This is a genomic window from Clostridium sp., assembly GCF_047718555.1.
Classification (GTDB): domain Bacteria; phylum Bacillota; class Clostridia; order Clostridiales; family Clostridiaceae; genus Clostridium_I.
This window is the reverse complement of sequence record NZ_JBDNRK010000007.1, coordinates 97573-116748: the sequence shown is the minus strand read 5'-3', so window position 1 is coordinate 116748 and position 19176 is coordinate 97573. Positions and strand designations below refer to the sequence as shown.

At 31.1% G+C, this 19176-nt stretch carries 19 protein-coding genes; all 19 read right to left on the bottom strand.

The annotated features are described in order from the left end of the window. Positions 1–55: 55 nt before the first annotated feature. The 19 genes from ABF633_RS04900 to ABF633_RS04810 all read right to left on the bottom strand — a co-directional run bounded on the left by ABF633_RS04900 (position 56) and on the right by ABF633_RS04810 (position 19176). Positions 56–691 carry a thiamine diphosphokinase gene (locus tag ABF633_RS04900; protein ID WP_415522523.1) on the bottom strand — a complete coding sequence of 212 codons (636 nt, stop codon included), beginning with the start codon at positions 689–691 and terminating at the stop codon, positions 56–58. Between the two features lies 1 nt (position 692). After that, a complete protein-coding gene (gene rpe / locus ABF633_RS04895; RefSeq protein WP_415522522.1) occupies positions 693–1343 on the bottom strand; it encodes a ribulose-phosphate 3-epimerase in 651 nt (216 codons plus the stop codon). After that, entirely contained in the window at positions 1340–2209 is an 870-nt protein-coding gene (gene rsgA / locus ABF633_RS04890; RefSeq protein WP_415522521.1) for a ribosome small subunit-dependent GTPase A, read from the bottom strand. Before rsgA ends, rpe begins: the two co-directional genes overlap by 4 nt. A gap of 70 nt (positions 2210–2279) precedes the next feature. After that, entirely contained in the window at positions 2280–4298 is a 2019-nt protein-coding gene (pknB, locus tag ABF633_RS04885; protein ID WP_415522520.1) for a Stk1 family PASTA domain-containing Ser/Thr kinase, read from the bottom strand. Then, entirely contained in the window at positions 4273–5016 is a 744-nt protein-coding gene (locus ABF633_RS04880; protein WP_415522519.1) for a Stp1/IreP family PP2C-type Ser/Thr phosphatase, read from the bottom strand. The genes pknB and ABF633_RS04880 overlap by 26 nt, the downstream gene beginning before the upstream one ends. Position 5017: 1 nt before the next feature. Continuing rightward, a complete protein-coding gene (rlmN, locus tag ABF633_RS04875; RefSeq protein WP_415522518.1) occupies positions 5018–6058 on the bottom strand; it encodes a 23S rRNA (adenine(2503)-C(2))-methyltransferase RlmN in 1041 nt (346 codons plus the stop codon). A gap of 8 nt (positions 6059–6066) precedes the next feature. After that, a complete protein-coding gene (gene rsmB, locus ABF633_RS04870) occupies positions 6067–7401 on the bottom strand; it encodes a 16S rRNA (cytosine(967)-C(5))-methyltransferase RsmB (RefSeq protein ID WP_415522517.1) in 1335 nt (444 codons plus the stop codon). A gap of 14 nt (positions 7402–7415) precedes the next feature. After that, positions 7416–8090 (bottom strand): zinc metallopeptidase, encoded by a 675-nt coding sequence (locus tag ABF633_RS04865; protein WP_415522516.1) that lies wholly within the window; start codon positions 8088–8090, stop codon positions 7416–7418. Positions 8091–8223: 133 nt separating this feature from the next. Beyond that, the gene (fmt, locus tag ABF633_RS04860; RefSeq protein ID WP_415522528.1) at positions 8224–9165 is read right to left on the bottom strand and encodes a methionyl-tRNA formyltransferase; all 942 of its coding nucleotides are present in this window, start codon (positions 9163–9165) and stop codon (positions 8224–8226) included. Next, positions 9155–9607 carry a peptide deformylase gene (gene def, locus ABF633_RS04855; RefSeq protein WP_415522515.1) on the bottom strand — a complete coding sequence of 151 codons (453 nt, stop codon included), beginning with the start codon at positions 9605–9607 and terminating at the stop codon, positions 9155–9157. The genes fmt and def overlap by 11 nt, the downstream gene beginning before the upstream one ends. A 34-nt stretch (positions 9608–9641) precedes the next feature. Further along, positions 9642–11843: a primosomal protein N' gene (gene priA / locus ABF633_RS04850; RefSeq protein ID WP_415522527.1), complete on the bottom strand. Its 2202-nt coding sequence runs from the start codon at positions 11841–11843 to the stop codon at positions 9642–9644. A gap of 65 nt (positions 11844–11908) precedes the next feature. Then, positions 11909–13096 (bottom strand): bifunctional phosphopantothenoylcysteine decarboxylase/phosphopantothenate--cysteine ligase CoaBC, encoded by a 1188-nt coding sequence (coaBC, locus tag ABF633_RS04845; protein ID WP_415522526.1) that lies wholly within the window; start codon positions 13094–13096, stop codon positions 11909–11911. Between the two features lies 1 nt (position 13097). Further along, entirely contained in the window at positions 13098–13316 is a 219-nt protein-coding gene (gene rpoZ, locus ABF633_RS04840) for a DNA-directed RNA polymerase subunit omega (RefSeq protein WP_415522514.1), read from the bottom strand. Beyond that, positions 13297–13926: a guanylate kinase gene (gene gmk, locus ABF633_RS04835; protein ID WP_415522513.1), complete on the bottom strand. Its 630-nt coding sequence runs from the start codon at positions 13924–13926 to the stop codon at positions 13297–13299. Before gmk ends, rpoZ begins: the two co-directional genes overlap by 20 nt. Further along, a complete protein-coding gene (gene remA, locus ABF633_RS04830; RefSeq protein WP_003442079.1) occupies positions 13926–14198 on the bottom strand; it encodes an extracellular matrix/biofilm regulator RemA in 273 nt (90 codons plus the stop codon). The genes gmk and remA overlap by 1 nt, the downstream gene beginning before the upstream one ends. 17 nt (positions 14199–14215) lie before the next feature. Further along, positions 14216–15094, bottom strand: coding sequence for a YicC/YloC family endoribonuclease (locus ABF633_RS04825; protein WP_415522512.1), 879 nt, complete (start codon positions 15092–15094; stop codon positions 14216–14218). Between the two features lie 137 nt (positions 15095–15231). Next, on the bottom strand, positions 15232–16386 hold the full coding sequence (locus ABF633_RS04820) for an aminotransferase class I/II-fold pyridoxal phosphate-dependent enzyme (protein WP_415522511.1): 1155 nt from the start codon (positions 16384–16386) through the stop codon (positions 15232–15234). Positions 16387–16525: 139 nt separating this feature from the next. Then, entirely contained in the window at positions 16526–18004 is a 1479-nt protein-coding gene (gene spoIVA / locus ABF633_RS04815; protein ID WP_415522510.1) for a stage IV sporulation protein A, read from the bottom strand. Between the two features lie 176 nt (positions 18005–18180). Then, on the bottom strand, positions 18181–19176 hold the full coding sequence (locus ABF633_RS04810; protein ID WP_415522509.1) for an NAD(P)H-dependent glycerol-3-phosphate dehydrogenase: 996 nt from the start codon (positions 19174–19176) through the stop codon (positions 18181–18183).

Below are 19176 nucleotides of genomic sequence, written 5' to 3'. Positions count from 1 at the left end.
TCTCCCACTTTGATAGAAGTTGGGAGTATTACGGATGGTAGTCATCGGATAAATTTTAATCTTTAGATTTAATAAGTATTAACAATCCACTTTTAAAAGTAATAGAAACCGTATCATCCAGCAATTCATTTGATACTGTTCTTGGGTCTCCAAATTTCAGATCATAATTATAGAGTTCATATTTTGCCTTAAGAATTGATAAATTATTTACTACATGCCCAAAGGCCTGTAGTGAAAATAATTCCCCTCTTCTTCCCTTAATCTCAAAATCTTTATGATGAAGAGATATTATATTATTTTCATCTATAATACGAGCCTTTATACTATTATTTAAACATTTATACAATAAACCTAAATTAGCTAAAGTGTGATCTAGGCGGCTGCCTGTACATCCAAAAAGCAAAATCTCTTGAGGATTAAGTTTAATAGCCTCCTCTATAGCTGCCTCAGTATCAGTAAAATTTTTTTCTGAAGGATAGGAAATTGTTTTACATCCCACTTTTTGAAAATGATTAAGCACATTACTATGTATTGAATCAAAATCCCCTAAAATGATATTGGGCACTATACTATACTTATGCAATGTATTTGCTCCACTATCTGCACTTATAATATAGGATTCATTATTTAAATAGCTTCTTAAGGTTTGTTCTTTAGGGGGTTTGCCTCCAGAGACAATAATTACTTTCATATCAAATGCCTTCTTTTAAAGTTCTTATATTTTTCTCTATTTCTTTATTTTTAAACACTGCTGAACCTGCTACAATGACATTTGCACCAGCATCTACTACTGCTTTTATATTATCTACATTTATTCCTCCATCCACTTCTATCATAAGAGATGGATTGTATTTCTCAGAAAGCCCTTTAAGTTGATTTATCTTCTCTAATGTATAATTTATAAAACTTTGCCCGCCAAAACCAGGATTAACAGACATTATAAGTACCATATCTACTTCTGCTATAATACATTCCAATACAGATATAGGCGTTGCAGGATTTATGGCAATACCAGCTTTTTTACCAAAACTCTTTATATATTTTATTGTTCTATCCAAATGTATATCACTTTCATAGTGAATAGTTATAATATCTGCACCAGCCACAGCAAAATCCTCTATATATCTAGATGGCTCTTCAATCATTAAATGCACATCAAAATTTAATTTTGATATTTTTCGTATAGCTTTAATAATTGGCATGCCAAAAGATATGTTTGGGACAAATTTTCCGTCCATTACATCAATATGTACCATATCCGCTCCAAATTTTTCTAAAGCAATAACATCCTCTCCAAGCTTTGATAAATCTGCTGATAGTATAGATGGAGATAATTTTATCATTTCCATTCCCTCCTGTTTAAAATTTCTTCAAATGTTTTTAAATAAAATTTGTATCTATTCTCATTTATTTTACCAGCTTCTACAGCTTCTTTTACTGCACATCCTGGCTCTTTATAATGCATACAAGTTGAAAATTTACATTCGTCATAATAATCTTTAAATTCAGGAAAACATTTTTGTAATTCTTCTTTTTTTATAAAACCTATGTCTAAAGAAGAAAAGCCAGGTGAGTCAGCTACATACCCACCCTCTATTTCTAAAAGTTCACAATGCCTTGTAGTATGTTTACCTCTCTTTAATTTTTCACTTATATCTCCTGTTTCCATAGCTGAATGACCTACTACAGAATTTAATATAGTAGATTTACCTACTCCTGAAGGTCCACAAAATACAGTAATATTTTCTTTTAGATGGTTTTTAATATTATCTATGCCCTGACCTAATTTTGCATTCAGATAGATTATTTCATAACCTATGCTTTTTACTAATGAGACAGTAGCTTCTATTTCATGTTCATCAGCCAAATCAATTTTATTAAAACATATTACAGCCTTTAATTTATTGATTTCACAGAGAACTAGAAATTTATTTAATAAGTCCATATTAAAATCAGGATTACGAACAGCAAATACTATAAAAGCTTGAGTTACATTTGCTATAGATGGTCTTATAAGCATTGAAGTTCTAGTACATATTTCCTTAATAAAACCTTTATTATCACTGTCCAGCTCTAGTACAACATTATCTCCTACTAAGGGAGAAAGTTCTTTATGCCTGAACTTTCCCCTTGCCTTACATTCATATATTTCATTAGCTACTTTTACATAATAAAAACCGCCTATACCTTTTACAATTATTCCTTGCATTATGCCTCCTGAGGTTTTAATAGTTATACAATTTTACAAGTACCGTTTATCTTCTAAAAAAATGTAACTTTCATTTTTTACCATTGCCATTTCCATTATTTCCGCCTGCTCCAGTATTTCCACTTGATACATTGTTTCCGCCTGCTCCAGTATTTCCATTTCCTCCAGTATTTCCACTCGTTACATTATTTCCACCTGTTCCAGCAGTTCCTGCCGCAGTATTATTTTGAGTATCTGTTTTATTATCAACTTGATTACTAATGCTATTATTAGACGGTGAAGCATTATTACTAGCATTCTGACCAGCTGAATTATTTAAAGCTGCCGGTGGAGTATATCTATAAACAGTTATAGTTACTTTAGCACCTTGATTCAGCTTAGTTCCTGCCGGTATATCCTGATCTGCTACAATATTATTTTGATTACTATCCTGAGTATCCGTATAACTTACAATGGCTACAAGATTTCTATTGCTTAATTGTGCTACTGCCTTATCCTGTGTCATCCCTTTTACAGAAGGTACATCAGATTGTTTTATTCTTGGTCCTATACTTATAACCATACTAATAGCACTACCTTTGTCTAAAGTAGTACCTGCATTAGGATTAATGCTTATAACCGTATTAACCGGACTGTCGCTATAGTCTTTGCTTGCATCTCCTACAGTATATCCAGCATTTTGAATTACTTCCTTTGCCCTCTCCAAATCCAATCCCCTCACATCAGGCACGGTGGATTGGTCAGGACCTGAACTTATAGTTACTCTTACAGCATCGCCTTTATTAATAGCATCTCCCACATTAGGATAACAGGAGATTACAGTTCCCTTAGGCTGATCATTTTTTTCAGTTCCAGCTATAGTAAATTTAAAACCTTGGCTTTCTACAAGAGTTTTAGCCTTATCTTGCATCATTCCTCTAATATCAGGAACTTTTCCGCTTTTGACTGCAACATTTGCTGCACTTTCACCTAATTTTAAGCCTGCCACCACCACTACAATAGCCACTATGGCAATAATTGTAGCCATTATTAAACTTTTTTTATTCTTTAATACTGGATTTACTCTCTTATGTTCAATTTCTTTATCTGGTTTGCTTTCTTCGTTCTCTTTACTTTCTTCTGGAGTATAAGAATTCTTTTTTATTTCATCCTGCAAATTTTCTTTATTTAAATTATTAGTATTTCCCAAAGGAGTAAATTGTGCAGTGTCCTTAATTGGATCCATCACTCTAGTATAATCATCTTTTAGAGTTTGATTATCAAAATTTGAATTATTATTTAATTTATCTAAATCCTCTATAAGTTCTTTGGCACTTTGATATCTAGACACAGGATTTTTCTCCATGCACTTTAATACAAGATTATTTAAATTATTTGGTATATTAGAATTAATATTCTGTGGAGGTATAACTGGATCCTGAATATGCTTTAATGCAACAGACACTGGACTTTCAGCATCATAGGGAACCTTTCCTGTAAGCATTTCATATATAACTATACCTAGTGAATATATATCCGTTCTTCCATCAACCACTATTCCCTTAGCCTGCTCCGGAGATAAATAATGAGCTGAACCCATTATTTTATTACTATTAGTAATAGTAACCGAATCAGATGCTTTGGCTATTCCAAAGTCAGCAACCTTTACAATACCATCTTCCGTAACTAAGATATTATGTGGTTTTATATCTCTATGTACGATATTGTTTTTATGTGCACAATCAAGAGCTGAAGCAATTTGTCTACTTATATTTACAGCTTTTTTCCAGCTTAAATTTCCCTCTTCATTGATAATCTGTTTTAAAGTTTTACCTTTAATATATTCTAGTACAATGTAATTTATATTATTTTCTGTTCCAACATCATAAGTGTTTACAATATTATTACTTGATAAGCTAGCGGCAGATGATGCTTCTCTCTTAAACTTTTCTACAAATTCCTTATCACTAGCTAATTCATCCTTTAAAACTTTTACTGCAACAAAACGATTTAAAAGATGGCATTTGGCCTTATATACTACTGCTGTTCCACCTTCGCCTATTTTTTCAAGAAGTTCATATCTATTATTCAGTGTAGTCCCTACTAACATTTTCACACTCTCCTTCAAAAATAATAACAGATATATTATCCTTACTGCCCTTCATTTTACTAAGTTCAACCAGTTGACTACAAGCATCCTTATTATTATTTTTTATTATTATATCATATATTTCATGTTTACTTACAACATTTGTCAAGCCATCAGTACACAAAATAACTTTCAAAATGTCCTTTATGTCTATAGCAAATAAATCTACATCTACAGATATATTAGTTCCCAAAGCTCTAGTTATAATATTTTTATTAGGATGATTTACTGCTTCTTCTTCTGTAATACTTCCAGAATCAACCAATTGTTGTACTAGTGAATGATCTTTAGTAATTTTAGTAATATTATTTGGTTTTACAATAAAACAACTGCTATCGCCTACATTTGCAATTAATAACCTATCTTTTATTATTAAACAAGCTGTAATTGTAGTTCCCATTCCTGCCATACTTGAGTTCTCCTGAGACTCATTATAAATATCTATATTTGCAGACTTAATTGCTTCACATAAAATAGTTTCAGGATCATCAAATTCCCTCAAATTTTTTATATAATTAATAGTAGAATCCACTGCAATTTTACTGGCAATTTCTCCTGCATTATGTCCACCCATTCCATCTGCAATTATATAAACCTTCTTCAAATCATCTTCATAAGTTCCTACATAATCTTCATTTAGCTTCCTAGATAATCCTATATCGCTTAAGATACCAAGCATTTTAACACCTCTCTTCCATACTCTTTACATAATTTCTTCTGAGTTGACCACAAGCGGCATTAATATCACTTCCCATTTCTCTTCTTACAGTATTGTTAATACCAAAATCCTTTAGTATATTACTAAAAATGTTTATATTTTCCTTAGATGGCTTCTTAAAGTTATTTTCTGTAACCGTATTAACCGGTATTAAATTTACATGACAAAGAATATTTTTCAGCAGTTTTCCAAGCTTCCTTGCACTATCTTCATTATCATTTATACCCTTTACAAGGGCATATTCAAAGGTTATTCTCCTATTTGTTTTACTTATATAATAAGTGCATGCTTCAATAAGTTCATGAATATTGTACTTATTGGCTATAGGCATAATTTTTCTTCTTTCCTCATCACTGGATGCGTGGAGAGATATTGCCAGGGTTATTTGAAGCTTTAAATCTGCTAAAGCATATATTTTAGGAACAATACCACAGGTAGACAAAGTTATATGCCTTTGACCTATATTTAAGCTATAATCATTATTTATATCATTTATAAATGCAATTACATTTTCATAATTGTCTAAAGGTTCCCCGCTGCCCATAAGTACTACATTGGAAATCCTCTTATGAATTATACTTTGAGTTTTAAGTATTTGAGCTGTAATTTCACCAGCTGTTAAATTTCTTATTATGCCGCCAATAGTAGAAGCGCAAAATTTACATCCCATTTTACAACCTACCTGGGTAGAAACACAAATTGAATTGCCATAAGTATATTCCATTGACACACATTCAATTATACTTCCGTCTTTGTATCTATACAAAAATTTTTTTGTATTGTTATCCTCTGAGTCATAAACTTCAAGCAATTCCGGAATACCTATGTAAAAAAAAGAATTTAATTTATCCTTTGTAGCTTTAGGTATATTGTTCATCTCATAAAAATCCCAAACTTCATTGTAAATCCAACTAAATACTTGTTTTGCTCTAAATTCTTTCTCTCCATTTTCCTTCATCCAGGTTTTTAAAGCTTTTAAATCAAAATCTAATATGTTAATCATAACTGCACCTATCCAATTTTCCTCAATTTACAAATAAAGAAACCATCCATGTACTTATTGGGCATTATAGTTACCCATCCTTCTTTACTATATATTATATTATCATATTCTCCAAAATATAAAGGTTCAATCTTATATATTTTATTATTATCCAAAAACCACTGAATATTTTTTTCATTTTCTTCTACATTTAAAGTACAGGTTGAATATATCAAATATCCATTGCTTTTAACATATTCTGCTGCATTTATCATAATACTTCTCTGAGTTTTTATTAAACTTTTTAAGTCCTTTAAGGATTTATTCCACTTTATTTCTGGCTTTTTCTTTATAATACCTAGCCCCGAGCAGGGAACATCTATCAAAACTCTATGGGCAATCTCCTTATATTTATCATTATATTTTCTGCTATCCATCTCACTGCAGGTTAAATTCTTTATACCTAACCTCTTTGCATTTTTTTCTATTAATTTTAGTTTATTTGCATGAAGATCAAAGGCTTTAACTACTCCCGTGTTGTTTAATATCTCGCAAATATGAGTAGTCTTACCACCAGGGGCACTGCATAAATCAAGAATAGTCATATCATTTTGAATTTCCATGGAAGAGGCTACCAGCATAGCACTTTCATCTTGAACAGTTATAAATCCATCTCTGAATAATTCATTTTGTTCAATATTCCCGCCTTTTATAATATTAATAGCTTCTTTATTTATGTATCCTTTTTCGATATTAAATCCACAATCTAAAAGTTTACTGAAAATCTCATCATAACTTCCCTTTAAAGGATTTATTCTCACAGATATACCCGGAACTTCATTGAGTCCTTTCATTATTGATATAGCATTTTCCTTACCATACTGTTTTAAAAATAGTTTTACCATCCAAGGTTCAAAGGAATAATCAAAACAAATTTTATCTATATCATTTTCATCCTTCTCTATAAAATTTATGCTCTTTGATCTAAGGTAATTCCTAAGAACAGCATTTATAAACTTAGAAGGTCCTATACCTTTTTCTTTTTTTGCCATTTCAACCGCTTCATTTACAGCTGCAAATTCAGGTATTTTATCTAGATATTTAATTTGATATACAGAGGATCTTAAAACATTCAATATATAAATATCTATACTCTTAAGATCCTTTTTAACAAAATAAGACAAAATTTTATCAATTGTATATTTATATTTTAAAGTACCATATACTATTTCAGTAGTCAAAGCCTTATCTTTACTTTCTAGATTAGACTTATTTAGTAAGCTTCCTAAAAGTATATTTGAATAAGATTTATCTTTAAAAACTCCTGTTAAAACTTTTACTGCTATTTCTCTACTTTTATCCATTATATAACCTCAATTTAATCTCTCCTGCTTATAGCAATAAGTCTAATAAGATTTAACACGGCCATTAGAGCCGCTGCTACATAGGTCATAGCTGCTGCACTTAATACTTCTCTAGCTCCTCTTACTTCCTCACCCATTAGTATTGCCCTACTTTCTAATATATCTACAGCCCTGTTTGAAGCATTAAATTCTACAGGTAATGTTATAAGTTGAAATATAACCACTGCTGCAAAAAGTATAACACCAATTCTAGCTAAAAAAGGTATTGAAAATATTATACCTAGAAAAAATATTATCCATGATGCTCCAGAACTAAAATTTACAACAGGAACTATAGAATTTCTAATTTCTAGTGGTGCATAATGTTCTTTGTGTTGTATGGCATGACCTGATTCGTGAGCCGCCACTCCAATTGCAGAAACAGAATCCCCATGAAATACCTCTGGAGATAATCTCATAACTCGATTTGATGGATCATAGTGATCTGTAAGCTTACCTGGTATAATTTCAATAGGAATATCACTTAAACCCGCTGCATCTAAAATCCTTCTAGCAACTTCTGATCCCGTATATCCATTTCTACTCCTGATTCTCGAGTATTTTTCAAAAGTTGAGCTTACTTTTGCCTGTGCCCAAAAGGATATAATTATGGCCGGAATTAATAAAATAAACGTTCTATCGAAAAACATAATAACATCTCCCAAAATAATTTTTGTGAATTTCTTTTTTCACTTAACTCCAAACTTTCCATGTTACCATTTAAATCGTAGTATTTCTGTATTAATTTATAAAACACTTATTAATTATTCATAAAAATTAAATCTAACCTAATACAACTCCTGCTTCAATTGCATTACCTCTAATATAATCCTTTACCAGCATTGCCTTCTTACCTGGAAATTGTATTACTTCAATCAATACACTGCCATCTTTACAGGCAACTACTATTCCTTCATCCTTCACTTCTATTATTGTACCAGGCAGTTTATCATATACCTTATCCAAAGCCTTAGCTTTGTGTATTTTCATATTTTTTTCCTCATAAGCTGAATAGGCCAGTGGATGTGGATTAAGACCCCTAACTAAATTTACAATATTTTTACTGCTATTGTTCCAGCTAATTTTTCCACTTTCCTTATTTAATGTTTGTGCATAATTGGAATCTTCATCTTTTTGTTTCTCTGGCACTATTTCGCCTTTAGCATATTTATTGATAGTTTCTACCAGAAGATCCCCTCCTCTTTCCATAAGAATATCATGCAAATCTCCAGCAGTCATATCTTCTGTAATACTTACCTTATCTTTTAAAAGCATATCCCCTGTATCTAATCCAACATCCATAAGCATAGTAGTATTACCAGATACAGCTTCTCCATTTATTATTGCCCAATTTATTGGAGCAGCTCCCCTAAGCTTTGGCAAAATGGATGCATGCAAATTTATACAAGCATACTTTGGAATATCTAGTATTTCCTTTGGCAGTATCTGACCAAAAGCTACAACTATAATGAAATCCGGATTTATTTCTTTTAATTTTTCTATTATTTCAGGATGCTTTTTTATTCTATCGGGCTGATAAACCGGTATATTATTTTCTAAAGCTACTTCTTTCACTGCTGACATAGCTATTTTTTTACCTCTGCCCTTAGGTTTATCAGGTTGAGTAAAAACAGCCTTTACGTTAAAATTATCTATAAGTTTCTTAAGTGAAGGTACAGAGAACTCAGGAGTTCCCATAAATACTATATTCAAATTATTGTTCATCTCCTTCAAATAGCTTATCAATAAATAGTACTCCTTCTAAATGATCTAATTCATGACAAATTGCCCTAGCTAAAAGGCCATTACCTTCTATTTCTATAACTTCTCCTTTTTCATTTAAAGCTTTTGCTTTAACATACTCCGGCCTTTCAACCTTTCCTTCTCTTTCTGGTATGCTTAAGCAGCCTTCCTCATCAATTATACTGCCTTTAGTTTCAATAATTTCAGGATTTATAAGTGCTATAGGACCTTCTCCTACATCTATAACTACTACTCTTTTCAATATACCTACCTGAGGTGCCGCCAGTCCAACCCCATGGGCTTCGTACATAGTTTCTTTCATATCTTCTATCAAAGTAAGTATTCTATCATTTATTTTATCAACACTTCTGCTTTTTTTTCTTAGAATATTATCTCCTAAAGTTCTTATATTTCTCAACGCCATATCAATAACCTCCAAAATAAGATTAATTATTATTTTATAATAAATTAACAGGATTTATGTCCATACTAATTCTTATATCATTATAATCATTTTTAACACATTCATAAACATATTTTTTTATATAGCTGGCAAATTCATAATTAATATTACCCTTTAAAATTATTTGCCACCTAAACATTTCCTTTATCTTAGATATTATACAGGGACAGGGCCCTAACATCTTTATATTACTATATTCCTTTATTATATTCTTTAATAACATACCAATATTTTGTGTATTTTTTATTAATAAATTTTCATTTTTACTGCTTATATTAATTAAGAATATGTCACTAAAAGGGGGATATTCCATAGATTTTCTTATTTTTATTTCCTCTTCATAAAATCCCAAATAATCATTATCAGCTGCTGCCCTTATAGCATGACTTTCAGTGCTATAGGTTTGTATAATTACTTTCCCTTCTTTTACTCCTCTGCCAGCCCTTCCTGAAACCTGATTGATCAGTTGAAAGGTCCTTTCATTGGCTCTGTAATCCGGTAAATTTAGAGATAAATCTGCTGCAATAACTCCAACTAAAGTTACATTTTTAAAATCTAAACCTTTGGCTACCATTTGAGTACCAATCAATATATCAGCTTCTCTATTTTTAAATTTATTATATATTATCTCATAAGAATTTTTCTGCCTGGTAGTATCATAATCCATTCTCAAAGTTTTAGCAGATGGAAAAATTCTTTTTATTTCCTCTTCTATTTTTTCAGTACCTACTCCAAAATATTTTACATATTTACTACCACATTTTGGACAAGTAGAAGTCAATTCCTTAGTATTTCCACAATAATGACAGATAAGCTTCTTACTTTCACTATGATAAGTAAGAGATATGTCACAATGTTCACATTTAAAAACATATCCGCATTTTCTGCAGGAAACAAACGTAGAATGTCCTCTTCTGTTCAAAAATAATATGATCTGATTATTATTATTGAGAGCATTATTAACCTCATCCAAAAGGCGTCTGCTAAACATAGATCTATTATTACTACGCAGTTCTTCTTTCATATCCACAATACTTACTTTTGGAAGTTTTGCTCCATCAGCCCTCTCTGTAATAGTTATAGGAAACATTTCATTATGAAGACATTTATAATATGTTTCTAATGAAGGTGTAGCCGAACCTAAAACTAATTTACAATTTTCCAAATCACTTTTCATAGTCCCTATTTCCACTGCAGTGTACTTAGGAGTTATTTCTGATTTGTAACTACTTTCATGTTCTTCATCTATTACAATCAATCCTAGATTTGAAAAGGGTAAGAATATTGCAGATCTGGCTCCAACAGCTACCTTTACTTTACCACTTTTTACTCTAATCCATTCATCATATCGTTCTCCATCGGAAAGTCTACTGTGAAATACAGCTATATTTTTACCAAATCTACCTTTAAATCGCTCTACAGTTTGCGGTGTGAGAGCTATTTCCGGCACCAAAATAATGGAGTCTTTACCATTTTCAATCATTAGACTGACTAACTTCATGTATATTTCTGTTTTGCCACTCCCAGTTATACCATGTATCAAAAATTTATTTTCATTTTTACTCATTATTGTATTCACAGCCAGCTGCTGAGCATCATTTAATTTCTTTTCGTTATATTTTTCATAATTTCTTTCATTATACCTATCAATTATCCTTTCCTCTTCACTTAAAAAACTATGTTTTATTAAAGTATTTATAGATGATAAAGATAATTTAAAATTTTTATTCAATTGATTTTTAGTATACTTTCCATTATTGTCATTTATTATAGAAAATATGTTATTATAGGGTTCTTTATTATATTTACCTGTTAATTGATTTTTCACTGAAATTTTGCTGCTAGTTTTTTGTTTCATTCCTCTATTAATGCCTGTTGGTATTATTAATTTTATGCAATCTAAATAAGTACATATGTATTTTTCTCTCATTAACTTTATAAGATCTATGTCTTCTTCCCTGAGCACTGTAAAGTTGTCACAGAAGCATTGGATTTTTTTAATACTATATGTGCTTTCATAAGTTTCATAGAGCTCAATTATAAATCCAAAAACTATTTTATTTCCCTTTCCAAAGGGAACTTTCACTCTTTGACCTATTTTAATAAGATCCATTAAGTCCTCTGGAATTTCATATGTAAATATTTTATCTACTTCACTAGACTCATTATTTATTACGATTCCTGCATATTTAAACACTAAATCACCCTTTTGTATTGACAAATAAACAATTACCTAGCTTTTGCTAGAGCAAAAAAGCGCCTTTAGCGCTTTTTGTTTAACAAATCAAATAATTCCCTTGCTATTTCTCTCTTAGACATCTTATCTAAATTATATACTTTACCATCACTACTTAAAATAGTTACTAGATTATTATCGCTAGAAAATCCTGTATCTTCCAATGTTATATCATTTGCTACTATGTAATCTAAATTCTTTTTACTGATTTTAGCCTGAGCATTTTCAATTAAATCATTGCTTTCCGCTGCAAAACCAACTAAAACTTGATTTTTCTTTCTTTCACCTAAAGTTTTAAGAATATCATAATCTCTTACAAAAGTAATTTTCAAATCATCTTCAGATTTTTTAATCTTTTTTTCCGAATAATTTTGGGGTTTATAATCTGCAACAGCTGCCGATTTTACTACAATATCACTTTTATCATAATATTCTAAGACTTTATTGTACATTTCCTCATTCGTATTAACATTTATTAGATTTATACCATGAGGTCTTTTTAAAGAGCACGGGCCTGAAATAAGTGTTACCTTTGCCCCCCTATCCCTTGCCTCTTCTGCAATAGCATAACCCATCTTTCCTGAAGATCTATTAGTAATATATCTAACAGGATCTATATAAGATACAGTGGGACCGGCTGTAACAAGCACTTCTTTACCGCATAGATCTTTTTTATCATAGATCATACTTAAAACAATCTCTGAAATGTACTCCGTATCAGGAAGTTTACCTTCCCCTATATCTCCACAAGCAAGTCTACCACTGCTAGGTAATATAAATTCATAATTAAAATTCTTTAATTTTTTAATATTATCCTGAACTATAGGATTCTTATACATATTTGTATTCATAGCCGGTGCAAATACCACAGGAGCTTTAGTTGCCATTATGGTTGTAGATAACATATCATCAGCTATACCATTTGCTACTTTTCCTATAATATTTGCTGTAGCAGGTACTATAAGCATCAAATCTGCTTTTTTAGCCAGTGAAATATGCTGAATTTCCCAAGCTCTTGGTTCTTCAAACATATCAGAAATCACCATATTCTGACTTAGAGATTGAAAACTTAAAGGTGTTACAAACTCTATAGCAGATTTAGTCATAATCACATGGACATTAATATCTTTCTTTTTAAGGCGGCTTATTATATCCAATGCCTTATAAGCTGCTATGCCACCGCATACACCCACAACCACAGTTTTTGAGGACATATTACTTGCTTCCTTCTTTCCTAGTTTCATATCCAAATTTACCCTGATCTAACTCATTTATTGCTATAGTAAGAGGCTTATTTGAATCAATATCCGTTAGTGGTTTAGCTCCACCTATAATTTGCCTTGCTCTTTTTGAAGTTATTACAACTACAGAATACCTATCTCCAGCCTTCTTAACTAAATCAACTATTGATGGACTAATCATTGAATTGTTCATGAATCAAATCCTCCTTAGAATTTAATATTTTATCTTTTATTCTATCTACTCTACACCTTTCAGCGGCTATAATACTTTCTATTTTTATTACAGCCTCATCTACGGTATCATTTATAACAGCATAATTATATTTTGAAACATAATTAATTTCTCTATAGGCAGCTTTAAACCTTGTTACTAGGGATTCTGCTGTTTCACTTCCTCTGCCAATAATTCTATTTTTAAGTTCTTCCATGGATGGTGGTAATATAAATATAAATACGCCCTCTGGATAATTATCCTTTACCTTTAAAGCTCCCTGAATATCTATCTCCAATATTACATCTTCTCCATTTTCCAATCTTTCTATAACACTAGATTTTGGAGTACCATAAAAATTTCCATATACTTCTGCGTATTCTAAAAAATCATCGTTTAGAATTTTATTTTTAAACTCATCTTTACTTAAATAGTAATAACTTTTACCTGGAACCTCTCCTTTTCGCGGCTCTCTTGTAGTAGCCGAAACAGATAACCAAAAATTTTCTCTATTTAGTAATTCTTTACAAAGAGTGCCCTTTCCTGCTCCTGAAGGCCCAGATAGTACTATTAAAAGTCCTTTATTTTTCATTATTCTTCAACCTCGTCTATGGCTTCTTCATCTTTAGAAGCAAGCCTATTAGCTACGGTTTCTGGCTGAACTGCTGAAAGTATAACATGATCGCTATCAGTAATTATAACCGCCCTTGTTCTCCTACCATAGGTTGCATCTATAAGCATACCTCTATCTCTAGCTTCCTGTATTATTCTTTTAATAGGTGCAGATTCAGGACTAACAATAGCAACTAATCTGTTGGCAGAAACTATGTTGCCAAATCCTATATTAATTAACCGTATACCCATTTTTATCCTCCTTAAGACTACTGTATATTTTGAACTTGTTCTCTTATTTTTTCTATTTCATTCTTTACATCTAGAACCAAATGAACTACGTCCACATCATTGGCCTTAGAGGCAATAGTGTTAGCTTCTCTATTCATTTCTTGAACTATAAAGTCTAATTTTCTTCCTATGGGCTCATTGCTATTTAGACTTTCTCTAAGCTGCAGCAAATGACTTCTAAGTCTTACAATTTCTTCGTCTATGCAGGCTTTATCACTAAAGATTGCCACTTCCATTGCCAATCTATTTTCATCTACATTATTGTCTCCAATAAGTTCCTTAATTCTATCATTAAGCTTTGCTTTATACTGTTCTACAACCAATCCAGACTTTTCAGCTATATTGTTAACTGACTGCTCTATAGAGTAACATTTATGTTCTATATCTTCCCTTAATTTTGCACCCTCTTTTAATCTCATAGAAACTAAAGTTGTTATTGCTTCATCTAAGGGAATTTTTAAATTATTCCAAATTTCCTCAAAATCTTCATCTTTTTGCTCAATAGTTATTACATCTGGGAATTTGGCTATTAATGAAAGTGACAACGATTCCTTAAGTCCATAACGTTCATTTATTTCCTCTAGACATTTTACAATGCTATCGCTCAAATTTTTGTTTAGCAAAGCTTTAGAACTTTCCGTTTCTAAAACAGTCTGTGTTACATAAATATCTACTTTTCCCCGGCTAAGCTTCTCTTGTAATTTTTTTCTTATCCTATCTTCAAGAGAAGTGATACTCCTTGGCATTTTTATATTCAAATCAAGATATCTATGATTTACACTTCTTATCTCTATGGTGAAATTTCTATTTCTACATTCATAAAAAGCTCGACCATATCCTGTCATACTACTTACCATGGTAAATCATCCTTCCATTGTTCTGCCAACAATTCATACTTATTATTATACAAAAACTATAAGTATAAATTCAAGTGTTATATTCGACTTTAATGATTATATCACATTTTTTCTGCTATATAATACTTTTTTAATATTTATTTATACCTGTTAAGTTTGCTTAGTGCTTCTTCAATTGTAACTTTATCTCTTGTAAGTGCTATTCTAAAATATTCATGTCCTAAATTTCCAAAGCTGTATCCAGGAGTAATAACTATTTGATATTTTTTTAAGACTTCACTACAAAACTCATAGGTTGTATAATTGTTAGGAACTTTACACCATATATAAAAAGTTCCTGTGGTTTTAAAAAACTCTATATTTTTATTTTTTAATATAATTTCTGCTGATTTTCTTCTACCATCATATATATGTCTAATTGAATTTATATAATTCCTATCTAATGTCAATGCTCTAATTGCAGCATATTGAATCGGTTTAAATTGCCCAGAATCCAGATTGCTTTTTATAGTTAACAATGCCTTTATAACATCTTTGTTTCCCACAGCATAACCAATTCTAAAACCTGTCATGTTATAAGTTTTGGACATAGTTCCAAATTCAATACAGCTTCTTTTATCCCTATCATATTGAAGAAGGCTGATAGGTGCTTTGTTTTCTTCTATTATTTCATTATAGGCGGCGTCGTTACAAAGTATTATATCATTATGACTGCAAAATTTTATTACGTCCCTGTAGAAATCCTCGCTAGCTACTGCTCCTGTGGGATTATTAGGATAATTTATTATAAATAATTTTGATCTTAATATATCACCATTTAAAATATAATCTAATTCCGGTAAAAAACCATTTTTTTCTTTCAGGGGAATTTTATACGGCACTGCTCCCCAAAGCTTTGTTGCTGTTTCATATACTGGATAAGATGGATCTGTCATTATAACACCATCTCCAAAATTACAAACTGCAGGTATAATATTGCTGATACCTTCTTTAGAACCTATAAGTACTAATACTTCATCTAAATCAAGCTCTACAGAATATACATCAGCATAATATTTTATAATTTGTTTTTTCAATTTTTCTACTCCATCATAAGGTGAATATTTATTAAAATCTTTTATTGATAATGCACTAACTAATTCTTTTAAAATACTAGGATGAACTGGCAGATCAGGGTCTCCTATACCTAAATCAATTATTTTTTTACCTTCTGATAAAATCTTATTTTTTTCATCATCAATTTTTTTAAAATGATATTCTCCAAGTGTAGCAATTCTATTATTAATTTTCACTTTTATTCCTCCTAGAATTCTGTCTATCATTTTAATATATGCCTTACTATATTTATTGTTACAGAAATAAGATATTTCAAAACAAAAAAGGCCATCTCTAATGCATATTAATGCATTATAAGACAGCTCTTTAATATATTTAAAGGATTATGCAAATAAGTCCGCCATTGCCTTCATTAATTATTTTCTCTAAGGTTTTCTGAATTTTTATCTGAACATCCTCTGGCATTTTAAATAATTTTTTTTGCAATCCTTCTTTTACTACCAAATCAAAGGATTTACCAAACATATTACTTTCCCAAATTTTAGAAGGATCACTTTCAAATTCCTCTAATAGTGATTTTACCAACTCTTCACTTTCTCTCTCCGTTCCCATTATAGGCGATATTTCTGTTTCAATATCTGCTCTTATAAAATGAAAAGATGGAGCACTGGCCTTTAATTTAACCTCATATCTAGATCCATTTTTAACTATTTTAGGTTCTTCAAGCTTCATTTCTGTAAGCTGCGGAGCCACAAGACCGTAACCCGTTTCCTTTACATCTCTTAATGCATCAGAAATTCTATCATATTCAACCTTTGCCTTATGATAATCCTTAATGGTATTTAACAATTGGCTTTCCCCTAAAATATCCGCTCCGCAGTACTCACTTAGCACCTTATAAAATATACCTTTTTTAGGATTCAAACTAACTCTTGCCACTCCACTACCCATATTCATCTCATCTACCTGTGATGAATCAAGAAAATCCGTATCAGTAAAGCTATTAAGGATTTTACTGATATCCCTTACTTTGTCTACATTTTTGCATATTTCCTTAACTAATCCCCAGTAATTATCCTTAAGCCAATGTTTTGATTCCAGTTTTTCAATCCACTCCGGCATATCTATGTTTATTTCTTTAATAGGAAATTCTTTTAATACCCTTTTAAATGTATTAGTTATATCCTCTTCCTTCATATTAAGTACATCCATTATTTGCACTGGAACATCATATTTATTTTCCAATTCATTAGAAAGTTCCAAAGTCTTAGGATCATTTGCTCTAGAAGAATTAAGTACAATGACGAAAGGTTTATTTATAGCTTTAAGTTCCTTTACCACTCTTTCTTCTGCATCTAAATATTCATCTCTAGGGATATCTGTTATAGTGCCATCTGTAGTTATTACAAGACCTATAGTAGAATGCTCATTTATTACCTTCTTTGTCCCTATTTCTGCCGCTTCTTCAAAAGGTATTTCATGATCATACCAAGGCGTTGTTACCATTTTGTCTCTATCTCCCTCTTTATATCCCAGTGCGCCTTTTACTATATAACCAACGCAATCTACCATTCTTACTTTGAATTTTATACCTTCACCAATGCCTATTTCTACAGCTTCATTTGGTATAAATTTAGGTTCTGTAGTATGAATAGATTTTCCTGAACCACTTTGAGGAAGTTCATCCTTAGCTCTTTCCTTTTTGTAGGAATTTTCTATGTTAGGGATAACCATAAGATCCATAAATGTTTTAATAAATGTGGATTTTCCTGTTCTAACCGGGCCTACTACCCCAACATATATATCTCCTTGGGTTCTTTCTGCTATATCTTTGTATATATCAAAATTATCCAAAATGTACCCTCCTGTGTCTTAATATTAACAGTATATATATATTGGTGTATATTATTAAATATACCTATTTGTACCTTATAATTAATATTTTTTATAATAAAAAAGCACTATTAAAATGTGTTTTATTTAATCATTTTAATAGCGCCTATTCTATGAGCATATCTTACATAGTTTGCTTAGTACATTTCATCTTTTTTATCTCTCTCCATAAGTTCCTTTACAGCTGCTTTTACATCTTTATTTTTAAATAAAACCTTGTATAACATATCTGTTATAGGCATTATCTCATTTAGTTTGTCTTTTAATTCATAAAAAGCTTCGCAGGCTTTAACACCCTCAACTACCATACCAATCCTCTGGCAAGCCTCTTTAAGTGGAACACCTTCTCCAATTAAAATACCTGCCCTTCTATTTCTACTATGTAAGCTTGTGCAGGTAACTATTAAATCTCCCATACCAGTGAGCCCATAAAAGGTTTCACGCCTGCCTCCAAGTAAAGTCCCAACCCTCACTATTTCACTCATACCTCTTGTCATAAGTGCAGCCTTAGTATTATCTCCATAACCTAATCCATCACAAATTCCACAAGCTAGTGCAATTATATTTTTAACTGCACCTCCTATTTCTACACCAATTATATCATCATTAGTGTATACTCTAAAAGTATTGGTCATAAAAAGATCCTGTACTTTGTGGGCATATTCCATGTTTTCAGAAGTAACTACAACTGTAGTTGGCAAATTTTTTGACACCTCTTCTGCATGACTTGGACCGGATAATATCACTACAGGATTTAAAGGTAATTCCTCTTTAATTACCTTAGAAAGTCTCATTTTAGTCTCTTCTTCTATTCCTTTTGCAATACTAACTATAATTTGATCCTTACTTACCTTTTTGCTTATCTGACCACATACGGCTCTTATTGCATAAGAGGGAACAGATAAAATTATACAATCACTTTCTTGTATTGAATCTTCTATGCTATTAGTGGCAATAACTCCACCTGGAATAGTAATGTTGGATAAATATCTATGATTAGTTCTACTGTTATTTATTTCCTCCACTACATTTGGATTCCTATCCCATATAGTTACCTCATATCTTTTGTTAGCTAACAGTATACCTAAGGCAGTTCCAAAACTTCCACCTCCAAGGAAAGTAACTCTTTTCAT

What these genes read in the sequence shown, in the direction of transcription:
- ABF633_RS04900 (WP_415522523.1), bottom strand. Translation starts at nt 691, where the DNA reads ATGAAAGTAATTATTGTCTCTGGAGGCAAACCCCCTAAAGAACAAACC.
- rpe (WP_415522522.1), bottom strand. Translation starts at nt 1,343, where the DNA reads ATGATAAAATTATCTCCATCTATACTATCAGCAGATTTATCAAAGCTT.
- rsgA (WP_415522521.1), bottom strand. Translation starts at nt 2,209, where the DNA reads ATGCAAGGAATAATTGTAAAAGGTATAGGCGGTTTTTATTATGTAAAA.
- pknB (WP_415522520.1), bottom strand. Translation starts at nt 4,298, where the DNA reads ATGTTAGTAGGGACTACACTGAATAATAGATATGAACTTCTTGAAAAA.
- ABF633_RS04880 (WP_415522519.1), bottom strand. Translation starts at nt 5,016, where the DNA reads ATGCTTGGTATCTTAAGCGATATAGGATTATCTAGGAAGCTAAATGAA.
- rlmN (WP_415522518.1), bottom strand. Translation starts at nt 6,058, where the DNA reads ATGATTAACATATTAGATTTTGATTTAAAAGCTTTAAAAACCTGGATG.
- rsmB (WP_415522517.1), bottom strand. Translation starts at nt 7,401, where the DNA reads ATGGATAAAAGTAGAGAAATAGCAGTAAAAGTTTTAACAGGAGTTTTT.
- ABF633_RS04865 (WP_415522516.1), bottom strand. Translation starts at nt 8,090, where the DNA reads ATGTTTTTCGATAGAACGTTTATTTTATTAATTCCGGCCATAATTATA.
- fmt (WP_415522528.1), bottom strand. Translation starts at nt 9,165, where the DNA reads ATGAACAATAATTTGAATATAGTATTTATGGGAACTCCTGAGTTCTCT.
- def (WP_415522515.1), bottom strand. Translation starts at nt 9,607, where the DNA reads ATGGCGTTGAGAAATATAAGAACTTTAGGAGATAATATTCTAAGAAAA.
- coaBC (WP_415522526.1), bottom strand. Translation starts at nt 13,096, where the DNA reads ATGTCCTCAAAAACTGTGGTTGTGGGTGTATGCGGTGGCATAGCAGCT.
- rpoZ (WP_415522514.1), bottom strand. Translation starts at nt 13,316, where the DNA reads ATGAACAATTCAATGATTAGTCCATCAATAGTTGATTTAGTTAAGAAG.
- gmk (WP_415522513.1), bottom strand. Translation starts at nt 13,926, where the DNA reads ATGAAAAATAAAGGACTTTTAATAGTACTATCTGGGCCTTCAGGAGCA.
- remA (WP_003442079.1), bottom strand. Translation starts at nt 14,198, where the DNA reads ATGGGTATACGGTTAATTAATATAGGATTTGGCAACATAGTTTCTGCC.
- ABF633_RS04825 (WP_415522512.1), bottom strand. Translation starts at nt 15,094, where the DNA reads ATGGTAAGTAGTATGACAGGATATGGTCGAGCTTTTTATGAATGTAGA.
- ABF633_RS04810 (WP_415522509.1), bottom strand. Translation starts at nt 19,176, where the DNA reads ATGAAAAGAGTTACTTTCCTTGGAGGTGGAAGTTTTGGAACTGCCTTA.